Origin of the sequence: Sphingomonas sp. Leaf32 (genome assembly GCF_001421765.1) — a bacterium.
Classification (GTDB): Bacteria; Pseudomonadota; Alphaproteobacteria; order Sphingomonadales; family Sphingomonadaceae; genus Sphingomonas.
Genome location: NZ_LMLA01000005.1, coordinates 1 through 16,234, shown reverse-complemented (window position 1 = coordinate 16,234; position 16,234 = coordinate 1). Strand labels below are relative to the sequence as shown.

The window sequence follows — 16,234 nt, the reverse complement described above, 5'->3', positions numbered from 1 at the left end:
ACGAAGGCAATGTTTACCGAAAAGATGGTTCACCAGTCCCTGCAGACTTGGTGCGACAATGTGGTCGCCGTCGGCAAGGTGCACGCCGATGGCGGGGACGTTCGTGCCTTTTCCGAACGGGTTCTGAGCGATAATTACGACTATGACCATGGGAAAGTGCTGTTCAAGCCGACGCTTACCTTCGGCGCGCAGACGTTCCGCCCCACCAAGGCAGGCGCGCTGTCCTATTTCGTCGGCGGCGACGATGATTTCCCTGACGACAAGGGCTTCAAGCTGAAGCCGTGGGTCAAGGTATGGTACAACAAGCTCGATTATGTCCTGCACGGCGATCTGGCGGTGGTCCAGTGCAACGTCCATTTCATCGGCAGCGACGACAGTCACATCTTCGTCAACAAGAGCTTCGTTTTCAAACAATGTGACGATGGCAAGGTGCGGATCGTCCTGCACCAGTCGTCACTGCCCTATCAGCCCTGACCTGCTGCCGGGCGGATTCAGCGGTGCACGGCCGGCAAGGCCGTGTACCGAAAATCCCGCAGCCGCACGTCGCCCTTGCCGGCGGCATAGACGCCGATGCGCAGGCTCAAAAATCCACCGAACACATTATGGTGGATGCCGGACACCTCCATCCGGGTGTCGTGCCGCGTCCAGCTGCGCCCCTCGTCCAGTGACCAGTATTGCGTCACGACATGCGCGTCGTTCTCCAGACGGAACCGCAGCGTCCGCGTCCGGAGGGGGCGGCGTGCCCAGGGCAGCTCTTCCGAATATTCGAACAGTTTCAAGGTATCGGGGGTGAAGCCCAGCCCCGCGAACGCCTTGTGGTTGTAGAACAGCAGCAGCCCCGCCTCGGCCTCGCCGATCAGGTCGAACGAGAGTTCCGCGCGATAGGAGCGGTCGCCGACGATGCAGGTCAGCGGCGGCGAATCGATCGGCGACGTACCGGCGGCGCGGATCATCAGGCTCTTCGCCCCGTACCGCGCCCTTGCCTCGTTCAGCGCAGCCGGAGCGTGGAAGCTCCATTGCAGGCCCATACGGTCGGTGGAAAAATCGTCGCTAAGGGCAGGGGCGGACCGGCTCGTCCGACCGCCGGCGGGCTTGCGGATCGGCCGTGACAGGTCGCCACCCCTGGCTCTGAACCACCCGTCCGGCGTCCATTCGACCGGATCGAGCAGCGTCTGGCGGCCCAGCGTGCGATAGCCGTTCTCATAGCCGTGATAGACCATCCACCAGTCGCCACCCGGCCCCTCGACCAGCGTCGCATGGCCGCGCGACCACCAGGGTTCGTCGATCGAGACGGTCCGCACCAATGGATTGTGCGGGCAATGCTCCCACGGGCCATGGATCGACCGGGACCGTGCGGCGATCACCATATGGCCGGTCACCGGCCCGGCGGTGCCCCCGACCGCGGTGACCAGATAGAACCAGCCACCCCGGCGCAGCAGCTTCGGTCCCTCCGGCGCGAAATTCTCGGTCACCCAGTTGTCGGGGTAGCGCCATGGCTGATAGGCCTGTTCCAGCACGCCGTCGGTCGCCAGTCCGTCGTCGGTCAGCCGGATCTTCCTGATGCCGTTGGTGAACAGATAGCGCTTGCCGTCCTCGCCCACCGCATGGCCCGGATCGATCTGGCCATGGATCTTCAGGTCGACCGGCTCGCTCCACGGTCCGCGAATATCGTCGGCCCAGATCACGAAGATCGACCAGCCCTCATCCCCGGGATTGGCCGGAATATAGATGAAGTAGCGATTGTCGTGCTTGACCAGGTCGACGGCCCAGATCGCACCCAGGTTACGGTGCAGCGCCGGCCCGATCGGCGCCCAGTTCACCAGATCGGTGGAATGCCAGATGACCAGCGCCGGGTAGGAGAGGAAGGACGAGAACGTCATGTAATAATCCGTGCCATCCTTCAGGATGGTGGGATCGGGGTGGTCGCCCGCGACGATCGGATTACGATAGAAACCGTCGCCGAGATCTGCCTTGCGCTGGCCATCCGCTCCCGGTTTCCACGCCGCGACCGCATCCGTCGCCAGCAACGGCGCGGCGGCAGGCGCAAGCGATCCGGCGATGGCGGCTTTCAAAAGGCTGCGTCGTGGTACGGTCAAGGCAAGGTCTCCCGAATGGACGCACGTCGTCGCATCCCAAGCTAAAGGGTTACGTCTGGGAGCGCTATCAACGTCTCGGCTCGCCAGACAATGGGCAATCCTCCGGACGACGCGCCCCTCCCGTTGTCAGAGCTGCAATCCGAACCGCGGCGCCAGCCAGGTCATGGCCGAATAGAGGATGATCGTCAGGACGCACCCAAGCGTCAGCGCCAGCCAGAAGGGAAACCCGGACCGCAACAGCGCCGGGATCAGCAGGAACATCGGCAGCGACGGGATCACGTACCAGAAGGTCGCGCCGGCATGGGCCGCCATATTCTCGGCATCGGGCTTGTCGCGCCACAGCCAGATCATGCCGAGCACCGAGACGAGCGGCAGCGAGGCGATCAACGCGCCAAGGCCCGGAAACCGCTTCGCGACTTCGGACGCGGCGGCGATCAGGATACCGGAGACGAGCGCCTTGAGAGCGAGATAGAACATCAGCGTACACCTTCCCTGGCAGTGCGGGCGGCGAGTTTGGTCAGGCGATGCGGCAGTTCGCTTGCCACCCGGCGCGCATCGCCGGGCCGCAGATTGCGCCAGCGCCTGACCTCTTCGCGCGTGCGCCCACAACCCTGACACCATCCGGTGCGGGCATCGAAACCGCAGAGTTCGACACAAGGCGAGCGCATCATCATTCCCATTGTATAGGATACCCCCCTACTCTATAAGGTAGACGGACGCCAGTGCAAAGCGGTGGCGTTCGGACAGGACGCGCGCGAGGAGGGAAGATGGCACATATCAACGACAACCGGGATGCGCTGCTCGCCCGCGTGAAGCGGATCGCGGGGCAGGTCAACGCGGTCGAACGCAAGCTGGAAGTGGACGCCGACTGCGCGGAGATTCTCCATCTGGTCGCCGCGGTACGGGGGGCGGTGAACGGACTGCTCGACGAGATCATCGTCGAACATCTTCAGGCGCATGTCGCCGACGACGCCCTGTCGAGCGAGGAACGGCGCAAAGGCGCCGACGACCTCATGACCGTCATCCGGAGGTACACCAAATGAGCGTTTCGACGTCCGCACCGCACGATGCGGCGCATCTCCGCCATGACCATGTCTTCCTCGGCGCGGCGCATGACGCGAACGCGCGTCGGACGCGGTGGGTCGTCCTGCTGACGGCGGCGATGATGATCGGCGAGATTGCCGCGGGGTATCTCACCGGTTCGATGGCGCTGCTGGCCGACGGGTTCCACATGGCGACCCATGCTGGCGCGCTCGGCGTCGCGGCGGCCGCCTATGCCTATGCGAAACGTCATGCGCACAGCAGCGCCTTCAGCTTCGGCACGGGCAAGGTCGGCGACCTCGCCGGCTTCGCCTCCGCGATGGTCCTCGGCCTGGTCGCGCTGGGGATCGGCGTCGAATCGGTCCTGCGCCTGTTCCAACCGATCCGGGTGGCGTTCGGCGAGGCGACGTGGATCGCGGTGCTCGGCCTGCTGGTCAACATCGCCTCCGCCTTCCTCCTGTCCGGGGGGCATGGGCACGATCATGGCCATCACCACGGCCATCATCATGGCCACGATCACCACGGGCACGATCACGGCCATGGCGGCGACAACAACATGCGCTCGGCCTATGTCCATGTTCTGGCCGACGCGCTGACGTCCGTCCTGGCGATCGCGGCATTGCTCGCCGGTCGCTATCTCGGTTGGGTCTGGATGGACCCGGTGATGGGGATCGTCGGCGGGATCGTGATCGCCCGCTGGTCGTGGACGCTCCTGCGCGATACCGCCAATGTCCTGCTCGACAGGACCGATGAGCATGTCGCGCAGGAAGTCCGCGAACTGGTCGAGGTCGGTGACGCCCGGATCGTCGACCTGCATGTCTGGAAAGTCGGACCCGACGCGCGATCCGCCATCGTGAGCGTCGCGGCGACGGGCGATGTCGATCCGCGCGAGATCCGTCGTCGGCTTCGCCCCGTGCACGAACTGGCGCATCTGACCATCGAGGTGACGCCCGTCTGAGCGGGGCGGATGCGATCAGCCGGCGGTCGGCAGGGCGTGGCGCGCCGACAGATACTGCCGGATATGCCGCTCGTCGTCGAGGAAGCGGCGGCCTTCCGCCATCTTCACGTCCATGCCCGGAGGAATGGTCGCGTCATCGGCAAGCACCAGGACCGGCACCGACTGGTTCGCTTCCCCGATCAGGTCGATGATCGCCTGCCGGGGGCGGGGAAAATCGATATAGGTCACGGCGATCATGTCGCGCAGCGCGGGGAAGAAACCGAGCAGCCCCTCCACGGAGACGGAGTCGCCGCAATAGAACGGACCGAGACCGGCATTGGTGAAGCCCGGCTTCATCAGGAACAGCTTGTCGCTCACTTAACTCTCCGTTGTGGGAACAGGGTCTTGCGCAGCCGCTGACAGCCGATCACGACGCCGGTGATACTGAAGGCGAATCCGAACATCAGGGGTATGAAAACGATGATCCGGCGGAGCAGCGGATGTGCCGTCAGCCCCGGAAAATTGAAGGTGTGCAGCGCGTAGTAGATCCACGCATAGGCTTTCCGGCTGCGGTCCAGCACGGTGAGGATCTGGCCGTCGGTGCCGTTCACGACGATATCCGGCCGCACGCCGGGCACGCCGGCGAACAGCAGCGCGGTCGCGGGCCAGCCTTCGGCGAGTGCATAGGTGTCGGTCGCGGGAACCGCTCTCGACGGAGGAACCGGCGCCCCCGGCCACGCGGCGGCGATACCGCGACCCGCCAGTGCCGCGACCCGACCGGCGTCGAGCGGCGCACCATCGGCGAACGCGCGCACGACCGTGCCGCCCGGCTGCCACGCGGTCACGATCGCGCTGCCCCCGACCGCCGTGAACGACAGTTCGCGCGCCGTGCCGTACCGCGTGAACGTCTCCGGCCGGATCGGCATGACCGCCGCCGGCAACGACTGTCTGGCGTAGCGGGCCAGCGCCGCGTCCGGCGCATGGCCGCGCGAAAACAGGCGACCATGGTCCATCGACAGCCAGCCACTCAGAATCCACGTCAGGACGAAGCCGCTGGCGAACAACCCCAGCAGGTGATGCCAGCGCATCCACCGCAACCGGTAGAAGGTCAGCGCGGGCCGGCGCTGCCGCTGCGCCGCCAGCGTGCGGATAACGCCGAGGATCGTTCCCGCCACGGCGACCAGCAGCGCCACGAGCGAGAGGAACCAGACGGTCCGGTCCCATAGCGTGAAGCTCGACCGGATCGGCGTGAAATAGGCCCAGTGCAGGACCGCCCCGACCCAGTTCCAGCCCCGGTCCCGGCGCGTGGTACGCTGCGCCAGTTCACCGGTCCGCGCCGAAAGATAGAGCTGCGTTCCCGCCGCATCGTGCAGGTCGAGGCGGAAGAACGGGCGGAGCGGATCGAACCGGTTGTGGACGATCCACTGGTCGTAATCGAACGCCGGACCCGCAACCGCCGACGCCGCGCCCAGGCGTGCCGCGATCGCCGCCGCCGTGGCCTGGTCGATCGGGGGGAGGCGCACACCGCTGCGCGCATCGACCGGCACCGCGCCCTTGGCCGTGCCCACGATATAGGCCGGCACCGCGCCCCGCTGGACCAGGCGCAGCGTATCCCCACCGCCCGCGACCGCCATCGCCTGTGCGGGCGACACCGCGACCACCCCGACCGCCACCGGACGCTCCAGCGTCAGCTGGTCACCGCGCGGCAGCGAGGGGAACGGCTTGAACAACAGCACCGCCCCGCTCGCGAACCACAGCGCGAAGACAAGGCAGGTGACGATGCCCAGCCAGCGATGGAACCACGCCAGCTGTTTCGTCACCCGCTCCTTGCGACGCCGGGCGTCAGAAGCGGACAAGCGCGCTGACCTCGATACGGCGGGGTTCGCCGAGCTGGATCTGGGCGGGGTAATAGATGTCCGCCCATTGCGCGTAGGTCTTGTTCCACAGATTGTTCACGCGACCGGTGAGCGACAGGTTCGGGCCGACCGCATAGGTCGCATAGGCGATGCCGAGCGCATAGGGCTTGAGCACGAGATTGTTCGCGGTGTTACCGAAGCGCTCGCCGATATAGTTCACGCCCCCGCCGGCCTCCAGCGGCAGGCCGCCGATATGCCGGACGGTGGTCCAGAACTTGGCGGTCCACATCGGCACGTTCGCCGGGCGGTTGCCCGATGCGGCCACGCCGTAATTGGGGTCGACGAAATTCTCGTATTTCGCATCGACATAGGTGCCGCTGCCGATCACCGTCCAGTTGCGCGTCACCTTCACTTCGCCCGACAGCTCGATCCCGCGCGAGGTCTGGGCGCCGACATTGCTGATGGTATCGATCGCGATCTGGGTCAGGATGTCCTGCCGCTTGATGTCATAGGCCGCCAGCGTGACCGATCCCCGGCCGCCCATCAGGTCCGCCTTGATCCCCGCCTCGAACTGGCGCGAGCTGCTCAGGCCGAAATTCTGGTTGGCGTTGACCAGGAAGATGTTGGCCCCGACCGGGTCCTTGCCGGTGGTGTAGGACGCATAGGCCGTTACCTGGCTGGACAGGTCGTAGACGAGGCCGGCGCGGTAGTTGACCGGCTTGTAGGTCCGCCGGAAGCTGGACGCGGCGTTGAAGCTGCCGTTCACGTTGAAGTTCTCGCGCGTGAGATAAAGCCATTCGCCGCGCAGCCCGGTCACCAGCTTCAGCGACGGGGTGAGGCTCAGTACATCCTCGCCGAACAGCGCAAGCTGATCCCAGCGGGTCGGGCTGACCCGCGCGACCAGTGGCCCGAACAGGCCCGGCGTCGGCCGCAGCGGATCGACGCTGTCCCCGTCGGGAAAGCCACGGCTGCGCACGAAGTCGAGATGGCTGTAATCGACGCCGACGACCAGCTTGTTGTCGAGGCCGAACAGCTGCTGCCTGTACGCGACCGAGAACTGGTCGCCGACCAGGTCCTGATTGTGGAACACGAAGAACCGGTCGCGATCGATCTGCCGCGTCGTGCCGTTGAAGACGTAATTCTCCGCATTGATCCACTTGCGCTCGGCATGGAACACATAGGCGGTGTTGGTGATCGTCAGCGCATCGGACGGCGACCAGTTGATGACGAGGCGGGGCCAGACCTGCCAGCTGCTCGCCCGGTTATCGCCGACATTATAATTGGTGAAGCGCAGCCGCCGGTCGATCACCTGGCCGTCCGCCGTCTGGACGATGCCCCGGATCGGATCGGTCGCGAACGCGGCGGGGACGAGCGGCGTGCCGAAATAGGTGGTCAGATTGTCCTTGAGATAATCGACGTTCAGCTCGACCGACAGCGCGTCCGACGGGCGATAGACGATGTCGCCGGTCACGTTGAACGAGTTCGACCCCGCCCGGTCGACGAAGCCGCTGGTGCGGTGATAGCTGGCGTCGAGCCGCGCGGCGACGCTGTCGCTCAGCACCTTGTTGCCGCCCGCGCCGACGCTGACCGTGTCGAAACTGGCGTAGGAGGCGAGCGCCTGGGCGCTGTCGCGATCGAAATCGGCGATCTTGTTGACGGTGTTGACCGCGCCGCCGACCGCCCCCTGGCCGTAGAGGACCGAGGCCGGTCCCTTCAGCACGTCGATGCCGGCGATATTGAAGGTGTTGCCCGGGCGGTTGATCATGTTCGCCGGCCCCAGATACAACCCGTTGCGCAGCAGCGTGATCTGTTCGCCGGTGAAGCCGCGCATCGAGAATAGCGACGGGTCGCCGGGCGAACCGCCGGAGATGACGCCGGGCAGGCTGACGGTCGCTTCCTCGACCGTGCGGAACCCGCGGGTCAGGATTTCGTCGGCGCCGATCCGGTCGATGGTCGCCGGGGTTTCGCGGATCGACAGGCCCAGCCTGCTCGACGTGCTGGTCGCCTTGTCCAGCTCCCGCAGCCGCCACCCCGTGACGGTGATCTCCTCTTTGGAGGCATCGTCCTGCACCGGTCGCGAAGTCGGGGAGCCGCCCTGATCCGTGGTCAATGGCGGAACCGCGGCGACGTCCGGGGCGGCCGTATCCGTGGTCGAGTTTGCCGGTGTCGGACGTTCGTCGGCGAACGAAGGTGCAGCGAGGCAACAGGCGATCGCGACCGAAGATGTCCGAATCACCGCCGTACCGAGTAAAAGACGCATAGATATACCCCCCTTTTTGGTGGTTTATTCTCTCCTGCTCGTCTTTTCGTATTTGTATAGTCAAAACAGACTGACTCGCGTAGAGGCAAGCGTCAAGCGGGAAACCGTCACGCAGGTGAAATTAAAACTACGTCGGGTTTGCCGTCGCGTCGGGAATGCGGCAGCGTTGTTCCCCAGTGCCGCGACGTGCAGGGCCGGCCGAGCTTAGGAGCATCGATGCTCACCGACGTACAGGAACGGGTTGGCGCCGATCAGGGCGGAACCGATGTTCGCATTCCGCCGCTGGACGGCGAAGGACCGGTCTGGCTGCAGATCCGCCGATCGATGGCGATGGCGATCCTGACGGGGGAATGGCCGGCCGGGATGCGGATTCCCACCGAGCTGTTCCTCACCAGCCATTATGCCGCCGCGCGGATGACCGTGAACAAGGCGCTGCAGAGCCTGGCCAGCGAGGGCCTGGTCGAACGGCGGCCCAAGGTCGGCACGGTGGTCACCGCCCGGGCGCGCGAACGGCCGGTCTTCGAAATCTGGGATGCGGCGAGCGCGGTGCAGCGGACGGGCGGGCAATATGGCTATCGCCTGCTCGAATGCGGCATGGTTCCGGACGGGTCGCCGCTGCGCGCCGAACTGGAACTGGCGGCGGCGACGCCGACGATCCGGATGATGTGCCTGCACCTGTCCGACGGGCGGCCCTTCCAGCTCGAGGAACGACTCATCAATGTCGAGGCTGCGCCCAGGATCACCTGCCAACCGCTGGAGGACGTGAGTCCCGGCCAGTGGCTGCTCGCCAATGTCCCCTGGACCGAGGCGCGCCATGCGATTTCGGCGCGGGGCGCGACGGCGATGGTCGCAACCCATCTCGCGCTACGCGAAGGCGATGCGTGCCTCGTCGTCGAGCGTCGGACGTGGAACGGCACGGTTCCGGTAACGCTCGGCCGCTTCTGGTATCCCGGCGACGATCATCGTCTGGAGGGGCAGTTTCGGCCGTCGTGGTAGCCGAGGTTCGATCCATCCCTGTTGCAGCGGGCGTCATCTCGGCGAAGGTTGGGATTTCCCGGTGAGAGCACGCCGCTGGAGACCCCAGCCTTCGCTGGGGTGACGGAGAAGCTGGCGGCGTCGATCGGCCCTTAGGCCGCGACCAACAGCCGCCGGGCGACGACATCGAAGCGCGCGGCGATCGCTGCCCGGTCGCGGTGCCGCCCGTCGGCCACGAGCTGCACGCCCGCGCGCCAGACCCGATGCACCCGCCCGCTCGCGAAAACCCAGCGGTCGAGCGCCCGGTCGCCATCGTCGGCGACGGCAGGTGCCAATTCGACCAGATCGGCCGGTGCGCCGACCCGCAGCGCGGGACCACCCGCCAATGCCTGACGCCCGCCATCCAGCGCCGCATCGAACAGCGTCCGCCCGTTGGACCGGGCAGGGGTGGCCAGCACCGTGCGCCGTTGCCGGATCAGGCGCTGCCCATATTCCAGCGTCCGCAGCTCCTCGGCCAGATCGATGCGGACATTGGAATCGGTGCCGATCCCGAACCGGCCGTCCGCCGCGAGGAACGACGCGGCGGGGAAGATGCCGTCGCCCAGATTGGCTTCGGTGATCGGGCACAGTCCCACCACGGCACCGCGCGCGGCGATGTCGCGGCATTCGGTATCGGTGACGTGCGTGGCATGGACCAGGCACCAGCGCGAATCGACCGGCGCATGATCGAGCAGCCATTCCACCGGCCGCTGTCCACTCCAGGCGATGCAGTCGCGCACCTCCTTCCTCTGCTCCGCGATATGCAGGTGGATCGGCCCCACCGTCATCGTCGTGAGCGCCGCCAATTCGTCCGGCATGACCGCGCGCAGCGAATGCGGTGCGATACCGACGACGGCATCGGGCAGCGTCGCCGCCGCCCGCACCGTGCGGTCGTGCAGTCGCGCGAAGCCGTCCAGATCGGTGACGAACCGGCGCTGCGCGTCACCCGGCGGCACGCCGCCGAAACCGCCATGCGCATAGAAGACAGGCAGCAGGGTCAGCGCGATGCCGGTCTGCGCCGCCGCGGCGGCCAGCGCGAACGCCATTTCGGCCGGATCGTCATAGGGGTCGCCGCCCGGCTGATGATGGAGATAATGGAACTCGCCGCTGCGCGTGAAGCCGCTCTCCAGCATCTCGATGAACGCCATCGCGGCGATCGCGGTCAGGTCGTCGGGCGTGATCGCCCCGACCAGGCGGTACATGAGGTCGCGCCAGCTCCAGAAATCGTCGCCGTCCGGCCCCGAACGGACCTCGGCCATGCCCGCCATCAGCCGCTGAAACGCATGGCTGTGCAGATTGGCCATGCCCGGCAGCGCGACGCCGTGCCGCAGCTCGCCGGGACCAGGTTCGGCATCCACCTCGATCGCGGTGAAGCGCCCCCCCGCGATATGGAACCGCACCCGCGACTGCCAGCCCGTCGGCAGCAGCGCCTGTTCGAACCACAATGTCGCCATGCGTCCCCTTTCCGACCGTCGGGTGTGGACACTATGCCGCATCCGTGATTTTGTATAGACAAATAGGGAGGCGTAATGGCGATCCGATTGTGGCGCAACGCGCGTCTGGTGACAATGGTGGGCAGCGACCTCGGCCGTGTCGAGGACGGCATCGTCGCCGCCGATGGCGGAACCATCGTCTATGCCGGCCCGGCCCGGTCGGCACCGGACATGCCAGACGCCGAGACGATCGATTGCGAGCGCCGCTGGATCACGCCGGGCCTGATCGATTGCCACACCCATCTCGTTTACGGCGGCAACCGCGCCGGCGAATTCGCGCTGCGACTGGAGGGCGCGAGCTATGAGGACATCGCCAGGGCGGGCGGCGGCATCGTCTCGACGATGCGCGCGACGCGGGCCGCCAGCGAGGAGGAACTCGTCGCGCAGGCCCTGCCGCGCCTCGACGCCTTGCTGGCGGAAGGCGTCACGACGGTCGAGATCAAGTCGGGCTATGGCCTGTCGCTCGACGCCGAACTGAAGATGCTGCGCGCGGCACGCGCGCTGGCGCGGGTGCGAGACGTTCGCGTCGCCACGACCTTCCTCGCGGCACACGCCGTCCCGCCCGAATATGCCGGCGACGCCGACGGCTATGTCACCACCATCGTCGACGACATGATGCCGCTGGTCGCGACCAGCGGCCTTGCCGATGCGGTCGATGCCTTTTGTGAAGGGATCGGGTTCACCCCTGCCCAGACCGAACGGGTGTTCGCGGCGGCAGCGCGGCACGGGCTGCCGGTCAAACTGCACGCCGAACAGCTTTCGGCATTGGGCGGGGCGCGCCTTGCCGCCCGGCATGGCGCGCTGTCGGCCGATCATCTCGAACATGCCACGCACGCGGATGTCGCCGCGATGGCGGCGGCGGGGACGGTCGCCGTGCTGCTGCCGGGAGCATTCTATTTCATGCGCGAGACGACGTTGCCGCCGATCGCGGCGCTGCGGGCGGCAGGCGTGCCGATCGCGCTGGCGACCGACAGCAATCCCGGCACCTCGCCGCTGACCTCGCCGCTGCTCGTGCTCAACATGGCGGCCACGCTGTTTCGCCTGACCGTGACCGAAGCGTTGCGCGGCATGACGATCCACGCCGCCCGCGCGCTGGGCCTTGGCGACGCCATCGGCTCGCTCGCGCCCGGCAAGGCGTGCGACCTAGCCATCTGGTCGATCGAGGACCCGGCGGAGCTGGTCTACCGCATCGGCTTCAATCCCCTTCACTCCCGCATCAGGAACGGTCGATGATCCTTCGCCCGGGCAGCGTGCCCTATGCCGACTGGCTCGCCATCTATCGCGGCGCGATCCCGCGACTGCACGACGATTGCCGCGGCGCGATCGCGGAAAGCGCCGCCGCCGTCGACCGCATCGTCGCGCGCGGCGATCCGGTCTACGGCATCAATACCGGCTTCGGCAAACTCGCCAGCGTGCGGATCGACGCCGCCGACCTCGCGACGCTCCAGCGCAACATCGTGCTGAGCCATGCCGCCGGCGTGGGCGATCCGATGCCGGTGCCGGTGGCGCGGCTGATGATGGCGCTGAAGCTCGCCAGCCTTGCCCATGGCGCGTCCGGCGTCCGTCCGGCGACGATCGCGCTGTTGGAGGCGATGCTGGCGCGCGGACTGACGCCGGTCGTGCCGGCACAGGGGTCGGTGGGGGCGAGCGGCGATCTGGCCCCGCTGGCGCACATGACCGCCGCCATGATCGGGGTCGGTTCGATCATAGTCGATGGGCGGACGCTACCGGCGCAGGCGGCGCTGGATGGTGCCGGCTTCGCGCCCCTCACGCTCGGCCCCAAGGAAGGACTGGCGCTGCTCAACGGCACGCAGTTCAGCACCGCCTATGCGCTCGCCGGACTGTTCGAGGCCGAACGCATCTTCCGCACCGCGCTGGTGACCGGGGTCCTGTCGACCGAGGCCGCCAAGGGATCGGACGCGCCGTTCGATCCGCGCATCCATCGCCTGCGCGGCCATCGCGGCCAGATCGAGGTGGCGGCAGCGTTGCGGGCGATGATGGCGGACTCGGCGATCCGGGCCAGCCACCGCGAGAACGACGTGCGCGTGCAGGACCCCTATTGCCTGCGGTGCCAGCCCCAGGTGATGGGCGCGGTGCTGGACCTGCTGCGACAGGCGGCGACGACGCTGATCGTCGAGGCGAACGGGGTCAGCGACAATCCGCTGATCTTTCCGGAAACCGACGAGGCGTTGTCAGGCGGCAATTTCCATGCCGAGCCGGTCGCCTTCGCCGCCGACATGATCGCAATGGCATTGTGCGAGATCGGCAGCATCGCCGAACGGCGGATCGCGATGCTGGTCGACCCGGCGCTGTCCGGGCTGCCCGCCTTTCTGACGCCCCGGCCGGGCCTCAATTCCGGGTTCATGATCCCGCAGGTGACGGCGGCCGCGCTGGTCAGCGAGAACAAGCAGCGCGCCTATCCGGCGTCGGTGGATTCGATCCCGACCTCCGCCAATCAGGAAGACCATGTGTCGATGGCCGCGCATGGCGCGCGTCGCCTGACGGCCATGGCGGCGAATGTCGATGCGGTGTTGGGCATCGAATTGCTCGCGGCCTGCCAGGGCTGCGACTTCCATGCGCCGCTTCGGTCGAGCGGCGCGCTGGAATCGGTTCGCGAGCGGGTGCGCGACCATGTCCCGACGCTGGTCGACGATCGCCACATGGCGCCGGACATGGCGGAGGCGACGGCGCTGGTGTTCGACGGCGAGCTGATCGAGCTGGTCGGGCCGCTGCCCGGCGTGGCCGCATGACGCCGCCATGGCTGTCGGTGCGCCGCGCCGATACCCCGCTGATCCTCGCCATGCCCCATGGCGGCACGGTCCTGCCCGACGGGTTGGCCGACCGCTTCCGGTCGCCCTGGCTGGCGCGGCGCGATGCGGACTGGCACATCGCCGCGCTCTACGCCGGTCTCGCCGACGCCACGATCGTGGCTACCGACATTTCGCGCAGCATCATCGACGTCAATCGCGATCCATCGGGCGCCTCGCTCTATCCGGGGCAGGCGACGACCGAATTGTGCCCGACGACCACCTTCGATGGGGAGCCACTGTACGCGGACGGTGAAGCACCCGACGATCGCGAGATCGCAACCCGGCGCGACATCTGGTTCGATCCCTATCATGCCGCGATCGCCGGCGAGGTCGCCCGCCTGCGCGCGCGGCACCGCCATGTGGTCGTCTATGACTGCCATTCGATCCGCAGCCATGTGCCGCGCCTGTTCGACGGCGAACTGCCGGTCTTCAACCTCGGCACCAATGACGGGGTGACCTGCGACCGGCGGCTGCGCGATGCCGTCGCGGCGGTCTGCGCTGCGTCGGGGCGTGGTCATGTCGTCGATGGCCGCTTCCGGGGCGGTTGGACGACGCGCCATTATGGCCGGCCGGGTGAGGGGGTCCATGCCATCCAGATGGAACTGGCGATCCGCAGTTACCTGACCGAACCGGATGCGGTGTCGCCCGGTAACTGGCCGCCGCCCTACGATCCCGCCGTCGCCGCGCCGCTGCGCGCCGACCTCGCCGACATCCTGTCCGCCTGCCTGGAGTTTGCCCGATGAACCGCCTCGACCCGTCCCGCAGCATCCGCCCGGCGACCGGCACCACGCTCACCGCGAAGAGCTGGCAGACCGAGGCGGCGCTCAGGATGTTGATGAACAACCTCCATCCCGACGTCGCCGAGAATCCGCAGGAGCTGGTCGTCTATGGCGGGATCGGCCGGGCGGCGCGCGACTGGGCGAGCTACGACACGATCGTCGAGACGCTGCGACGACTGGAAGACGACCAGACGCTGCTGGTCCAGTCGGGCAAGCCGGTCGGCGTGTTCCGCACCCACCGCGATGCGCCGCGCGTCCTGATCGCCAATTCGAACCTGGTGCCGAAATGGGCGACATGGGAGCATTTCGACGCGCTCGATCGCAAGGGGCTGGCCATGTACGGCCAGATGACGGCCGGGTCGTGGATCTATATCGGCACGCAGGGGATCGTTCAGGGCACGTACGAGACGTTCGTCGAGATGGGTCGACAGCATTATGGCGGCGACCTGTCGGGCAAGTGGCTGCTGACGGCGGGGCTGGGCGGCATGGGCGGCGCGCAGCCGCTGGCGGCGGTGATGGCGGGCGCGTCGTGCCTCGCCATCGAATGCCAGCAGAGCCGGATCGATATGCGGCTGCGCACCGGTTATCTCGACCGCGCGACCGACGATCTGGACGAGGCCCTCGCGATCGTCACGGGCGCGACCGCGCCGGTATCGGTCGGCCTGCTGGGCAATGCCGCCGAACTGCTGCCCGAGATGCTGAAACGCGGCGTCCGTCCCGACCTGCTGACCGATCAAACCAGCGCGCATGATCCGGTCAACGGCTATCTGCCGATCGGATGGAGCGTCGAGCGCTGGCAGGCGACGCGCGAACAGAATCCGGCGGCGGTGGCGGAGGCGGCCAAGGCGTCGATGGCCCGCCATGTCGAGGCGATGCTGGCGTTCCAGCAACAGGGCGTGCCGACCGTCGACTATGGCAACAACATCCGCCAGGTCGCCCGCGACGAAGGCGTCGAGGACGCGTTCGCCTTTCCGGGGTTCGTCCCGGCCTATATCCGGCCGCTCTTCTGTCGCGGAATCGGGCCGTTCCGCTGGGTGGCGCTGTCGGGCGACCCGGAGGACATCTACCGCACCGATGCCAAGGTGAAGGAATTGCTGCCCGACGACGCGCATCTGCATCGCTGGCTGGACATGGCGCGCGAGCGGATCAGGTTTCAGGGCCTGCCCGCGCGCATATGCTGGGTTGGCCTCGGCGACCGTCATCGCCTGGCGCTGGCGTTCAACGATATGGTCGCCAGCGGCGAATTGAAGGCCCCCGTGGTCATCGGCCGCGACCATCTCGACTCCGGGTCGGTGGCCAGTCCCAACCGCGAGACGGAGGCGATGCGCGACGGCAGCGATGCCGTGTCCGACTGGCCGCTCCTCAACGCGCTGCTCAACACCGCATCGGGTGCCACCTGGGTATCGCTGCACCATGGCGGCGGCGTCGGCATGGGCTATTCGCAGCATTCGGGCATGGTGATCGTCGCCGACGGCACGCGGCAAGCGGCGGAGCGGCTCGGCCGCGTGCTGTGGAACGACCCCGCGACCGGGGTGATGCGCCACGCCGATGCCGGTTACCCGATCGCGGTGGACTGGGCAAAGCAGCAGGGCCTGGACCTGCCCGGAATCCTGTGAACCCTCCGGCCCGGCCATCGCAAAACGGCGGTGGCGGAACCCGCTCCAGGCACTCATGTGGGAAATACGCGTCTCAGGCGGTGGCAGCACCAGCAGCACCACGGCCGCGATCAGAACAGCCGATACCACCGGCGTGGGTCATTGCGCGAACACAAGACCCCTCAGCCACCCGCCATCGGGGGCGGCATTTTCGGGAAGGCCGGCAGGTCATCGGGGATGACCTGCCATGCCGGCGCGGAACCCGTGTAGATGTGCATCCGTGGCGCAAGGTCGGCACTGTCGTCGAGCGCGCCGAGCTTGATCGTGACGAACGGCTCGTGGGCGGGCACGCT

15 protein-coding genes are annotated in these 16,234 nt (G+C 67.3%); 8 read left to right on the top strand and 7 right to left on the bottom strand.

Translation table 11 applies throughout. The annotated features are described in order from the left end of the window. The first annotated feature begins 9 nt into the window (after window positions 1–9). On the top strand, window positions 10–474 hold the full coding sequence (locus tag ASE83_RS07190; protein WP_055786023.1) for a hypothetical protein: 465 nt from the start codon (window positions 10–12) through the stop codon (window positions 472–474). A gap of 17 nt (window positions 475–491) precedes the next feature. Here the strand turns inward: ASE83_RS07190 and ASE83_RS07185 are convergent, their stop codons facing one another. The 3 genes from ASE83_RS07185 to ASE83_RS18095 all read right to left on the bottom strand — a co-directional run bounded on the left by ASE83_RS07185 (window position 492) and on the right by ASE83_RS18095 (window position 2,764). Then, window positions 492–2,096, bottom strand: a complete 1,605-nt coding sequence (locus ASE83_RS07185) for a family 43 glycosylhydrolase (protein WP_055786021.1) — start codon at window positions 2,094–2,096, stop codon at window positions 492–494. Window positions 2,097–2,222: 126 nt separating this feature from the next. Continuing rightward, window positions 2,223–2,573, bottom strand: a complete 351-nt coding sequence (locus ASE83_RS07180; RefSeq protein WP_055786017.1) for a DUF3147 family protein — start codon at window positions 2,571–2,573, stop codon at window positions 2,223–2,225. Next, entirely contained in the window at window positions 2,573–2,764 is a 192-nt protein-coding gene (locus tag ASE83_RS18095; protein ID WP_082443196.1) for a DUF1289 domain-containing protein, read from the bottom strand. The genes ASE83_RS07180 and ASE83_RS18095 overlap by 1 nt, the downstream gene beginning before the upstream one ends. Before the next feature lie 99 nt (window positions 2,765–2,863). Between ASE83_RS18095 and ASE83_RS07175 the strand changes: the two genes are divergently transcribed. Together ASE83_RS07175 and dmeF are read left to right on the top strand one after the other, a co-directional pair. Beyond that, the gene (locus tag ASE83_RS07175; protein ID WP_055786015.1) at window positions 2,864–3,139 is read left to right on the top strand and encodes a metal/formaldehyde-sensitive transcriptional repressor; all 276 of its coding nucleotides are present in this window, start codon (window positions 2,864–2,866) and stop codon (window positions 3,137–3,139) included. After that, a complete protein-coding gene (gene dmeF, locus ASE83_RS07170; protein ID WP_055786012.1) occupies window positions 3,136–4,095 on the top strand; it encodes a CDF family Co(II)/Ni(II) efflux transporter DmeF in 960 nt (319 codons plus the stop codon). The genes ASE83_RS07175 and dmeF overlap by 4 nt, the downstream gene beginning before the upstream one ends. A gap of 15 nt (window positions 4,096–4,110) precedes the next feature. Here dmeF and ASE83_RS07165 read toward each other — a convergent pair whose 3' ends face one another. From ASE83_RS07165 to ASE83_RS07155, 3 genes are read right to left on the bottom strand one after another with little or no spacing between them, the layout of a single operon-like run. Next, a complete protein-coding gene (locus ASE83_RS07165) occupies window positions 4,111–4,452 on the bottom strand; it encodes a DUF3088 domain-containing protein (RefSeq protein WP_055786009.1) in 342 nt (113 codons plus the stop codon). Continuing rightward, window positions 4,449–5,894, bottom strand: coding sequence for a PepSY domain-containing protein (locus tag ASE83_RS07160; RefSeq protein ID WP_156352857.1), 1,446 nt, complete (start codon window positions 5,892–5,894; stop codon window positions 4,449–4,451). Before ASE83_RS07160 ends, ASE83_RS07165 begins: the two co-directional genes overlap by 4 nt. A 22-nt stretch (window positions 5,895–5,916) precedes the next feature. Next, window positions 5,917–8,001, bottom strand: a complete 2,085-nt coding sequence (locus ASE83_RS07155) for a TonB-dependent receptor (protein ID WP_235515977.1) — start codon at window positions 7,999–8,001, stop codon at window positions 5,917–5,919. A 405-nt stretch (window positions 8,002–8,406) separates the two neighbouring features. On the opposite strand from ASE83_RS07155, the gene ASE83_RS07150 reads away from it, so the two are divergent. Further along, window positions 8,407–9,186, top strand: a complete 780-nt coding sequence (locus ASE83_RS07150; protein WP_055786003.1) for a UTRA domain-containing protein — start codon at window positions 8,407–8,409, stop codon at window positions 9,184–9,186. A gap of 131 nt (window positions 9,187–9,317) precedes the next feature. On the opposite strand, the gene ASE83_RS07145 is transcribed toward ASE83_RS07150, so the two are convergent. Beyond that, entirely contained in the window at window positions 9,318–10,658 is a 1,341-nt protein-coding gene (locus ASE83_RS07145; RefSeq protein WP_055786000.1) for a formimidoylglutamate deiminase, read from the bottom strand. 75 nt (window positions 10,659–10,733) lie between these two features. Between ASE83_RS07145 and hutI the strand changes: the two genes are divergently transcribed. From hutI to hutU, 4 genes are read left to right on the top strand one after another with little or no spacing between them, the layout of a single operon-like run. Then, window positions 10,734–11,930, top strand: a complete 1,197-nt coding sequence (gene hutI, locus ASE83_RS07140; RefSeq protein WP_055785997.1) for an imidazolonepropionase — start codon at window positions 10,734–10,736, stop codon at window positions 11,928–11,930. Next, entirely contained in the window at window positions 11,927–13,447 is a 1,521-nt protein-coding gene (gene hutH / locus ASE83_RS07135; protein WP_055785994.1) for a histidine ammonia-lyase, read from the top strand. Before hutI ends, hutH begins: the two co-directional genes overlap by 4 nt. Further along, window positions 13,444–14,250: an N-formylglutamate deformylase gene (hutG, locus tag ASE83_RS07130; RefSeq protein WP_055785992.1), complete on the top strand. Its 807-nt coding sequence runs from the start codon at window positions 13,444–13,446 to the stop codon at window positions 14,248–14,250. Before hutH ends, hutG begins: the two co-directional genes overlap by 4 nt. Next, entirely contained in the window at window positions 14,247–15,902 is a 1,656-nt protein-coding gene (gene hutU, locus ASE83_RS07125) for a urocanate hydratase (RefSeq protein ID WP_055785989.1), read from the top strand. Before hutG ends, hutU begins: the two co-directional genes overlap by 4 nt. Window positions 15,903–16,234: the final 332 nt, after the last annotated feature.

Excerpts from the sequence above, each read along its gene's own strand:
- hutI (WP_055785997.1), top strand. The coding sequence starts at position 10,734 with ATGGCGATCCGATTGTGGCGCAACGCGCGTCTGGTGACAATGGTGGGC.
- ASE83_RS07190 (WP_055786023.1), top strand. The coding sequence starts at position 10 with ATGTTTACCGAAAAGATGGTTCACCAGTCCCTGCAGACTTGGTGCGAC.
- ASE83_RS07150 (WP_055786003.1), top strand. The coding sequence starts at position 8,407 with ATGCTCACCGACGTACAGGAACGGGTTGGCGCCGATCAGGGCGGAACC.
- ASE83_RS07145 (WP_055786000.1), bottom strand. The coding sequence starts at position 10,658 with ATGGCGACATTGTGGTTCGAACAGGCGCTGCTGCCGACGGGCTGGCAG.
- hutG (WP_055785992.1), top strand. The coding sequence starts at position 13,444 with ATGACGCCGCCATGGCTGTCGGTGCGCCGCGCCGATACCCCGCTGATC.
- ASE83_RS07180 (WP_055786017.1), bottom strand. The coding sequence starts at position 2,573 with ATGTTCTATCTCGCTCTCAAGGCGCTCGTCTCCGGTATCCTGATCGCC.
- dmeF (WP_055786012.1), top strand. The coding sequence starts at position 3,136 with ATGAGCGTTTCGACGTCCGCACCGCACGATGCGGCGCATCTCCGCCAT.
- ASE83_RS18095 (WP_082443196.1), bottom strand. The coding sequence starts at position 2,764 with ATGCGCTCGCCTTGTGTCGAACTCTGCGGTTTCGATGCCCGCACCGGA.
- hutH (WP_055785994.1), top strand. The coding sequence starts at position 11,927 with ATGATCCTTCGCCCGGGCAGCGTGCCCTATGCCGACTGGCTCGCCATC.
- hutU (WP_055785989.1), top strand. The coding sequence starts at position 14,247 with ATGAACCGCCTCGACCCGTCCCGCAGCATCCGCCCGGCGACCGGCACC.
- ASE83_RS07175 (WP_055786015.1), top strand. The coding sequence starts at position 2,864 with ATGGCACATATCAACGACAACCGGGATGCGCTGCTCGCCCGCGTGAAG.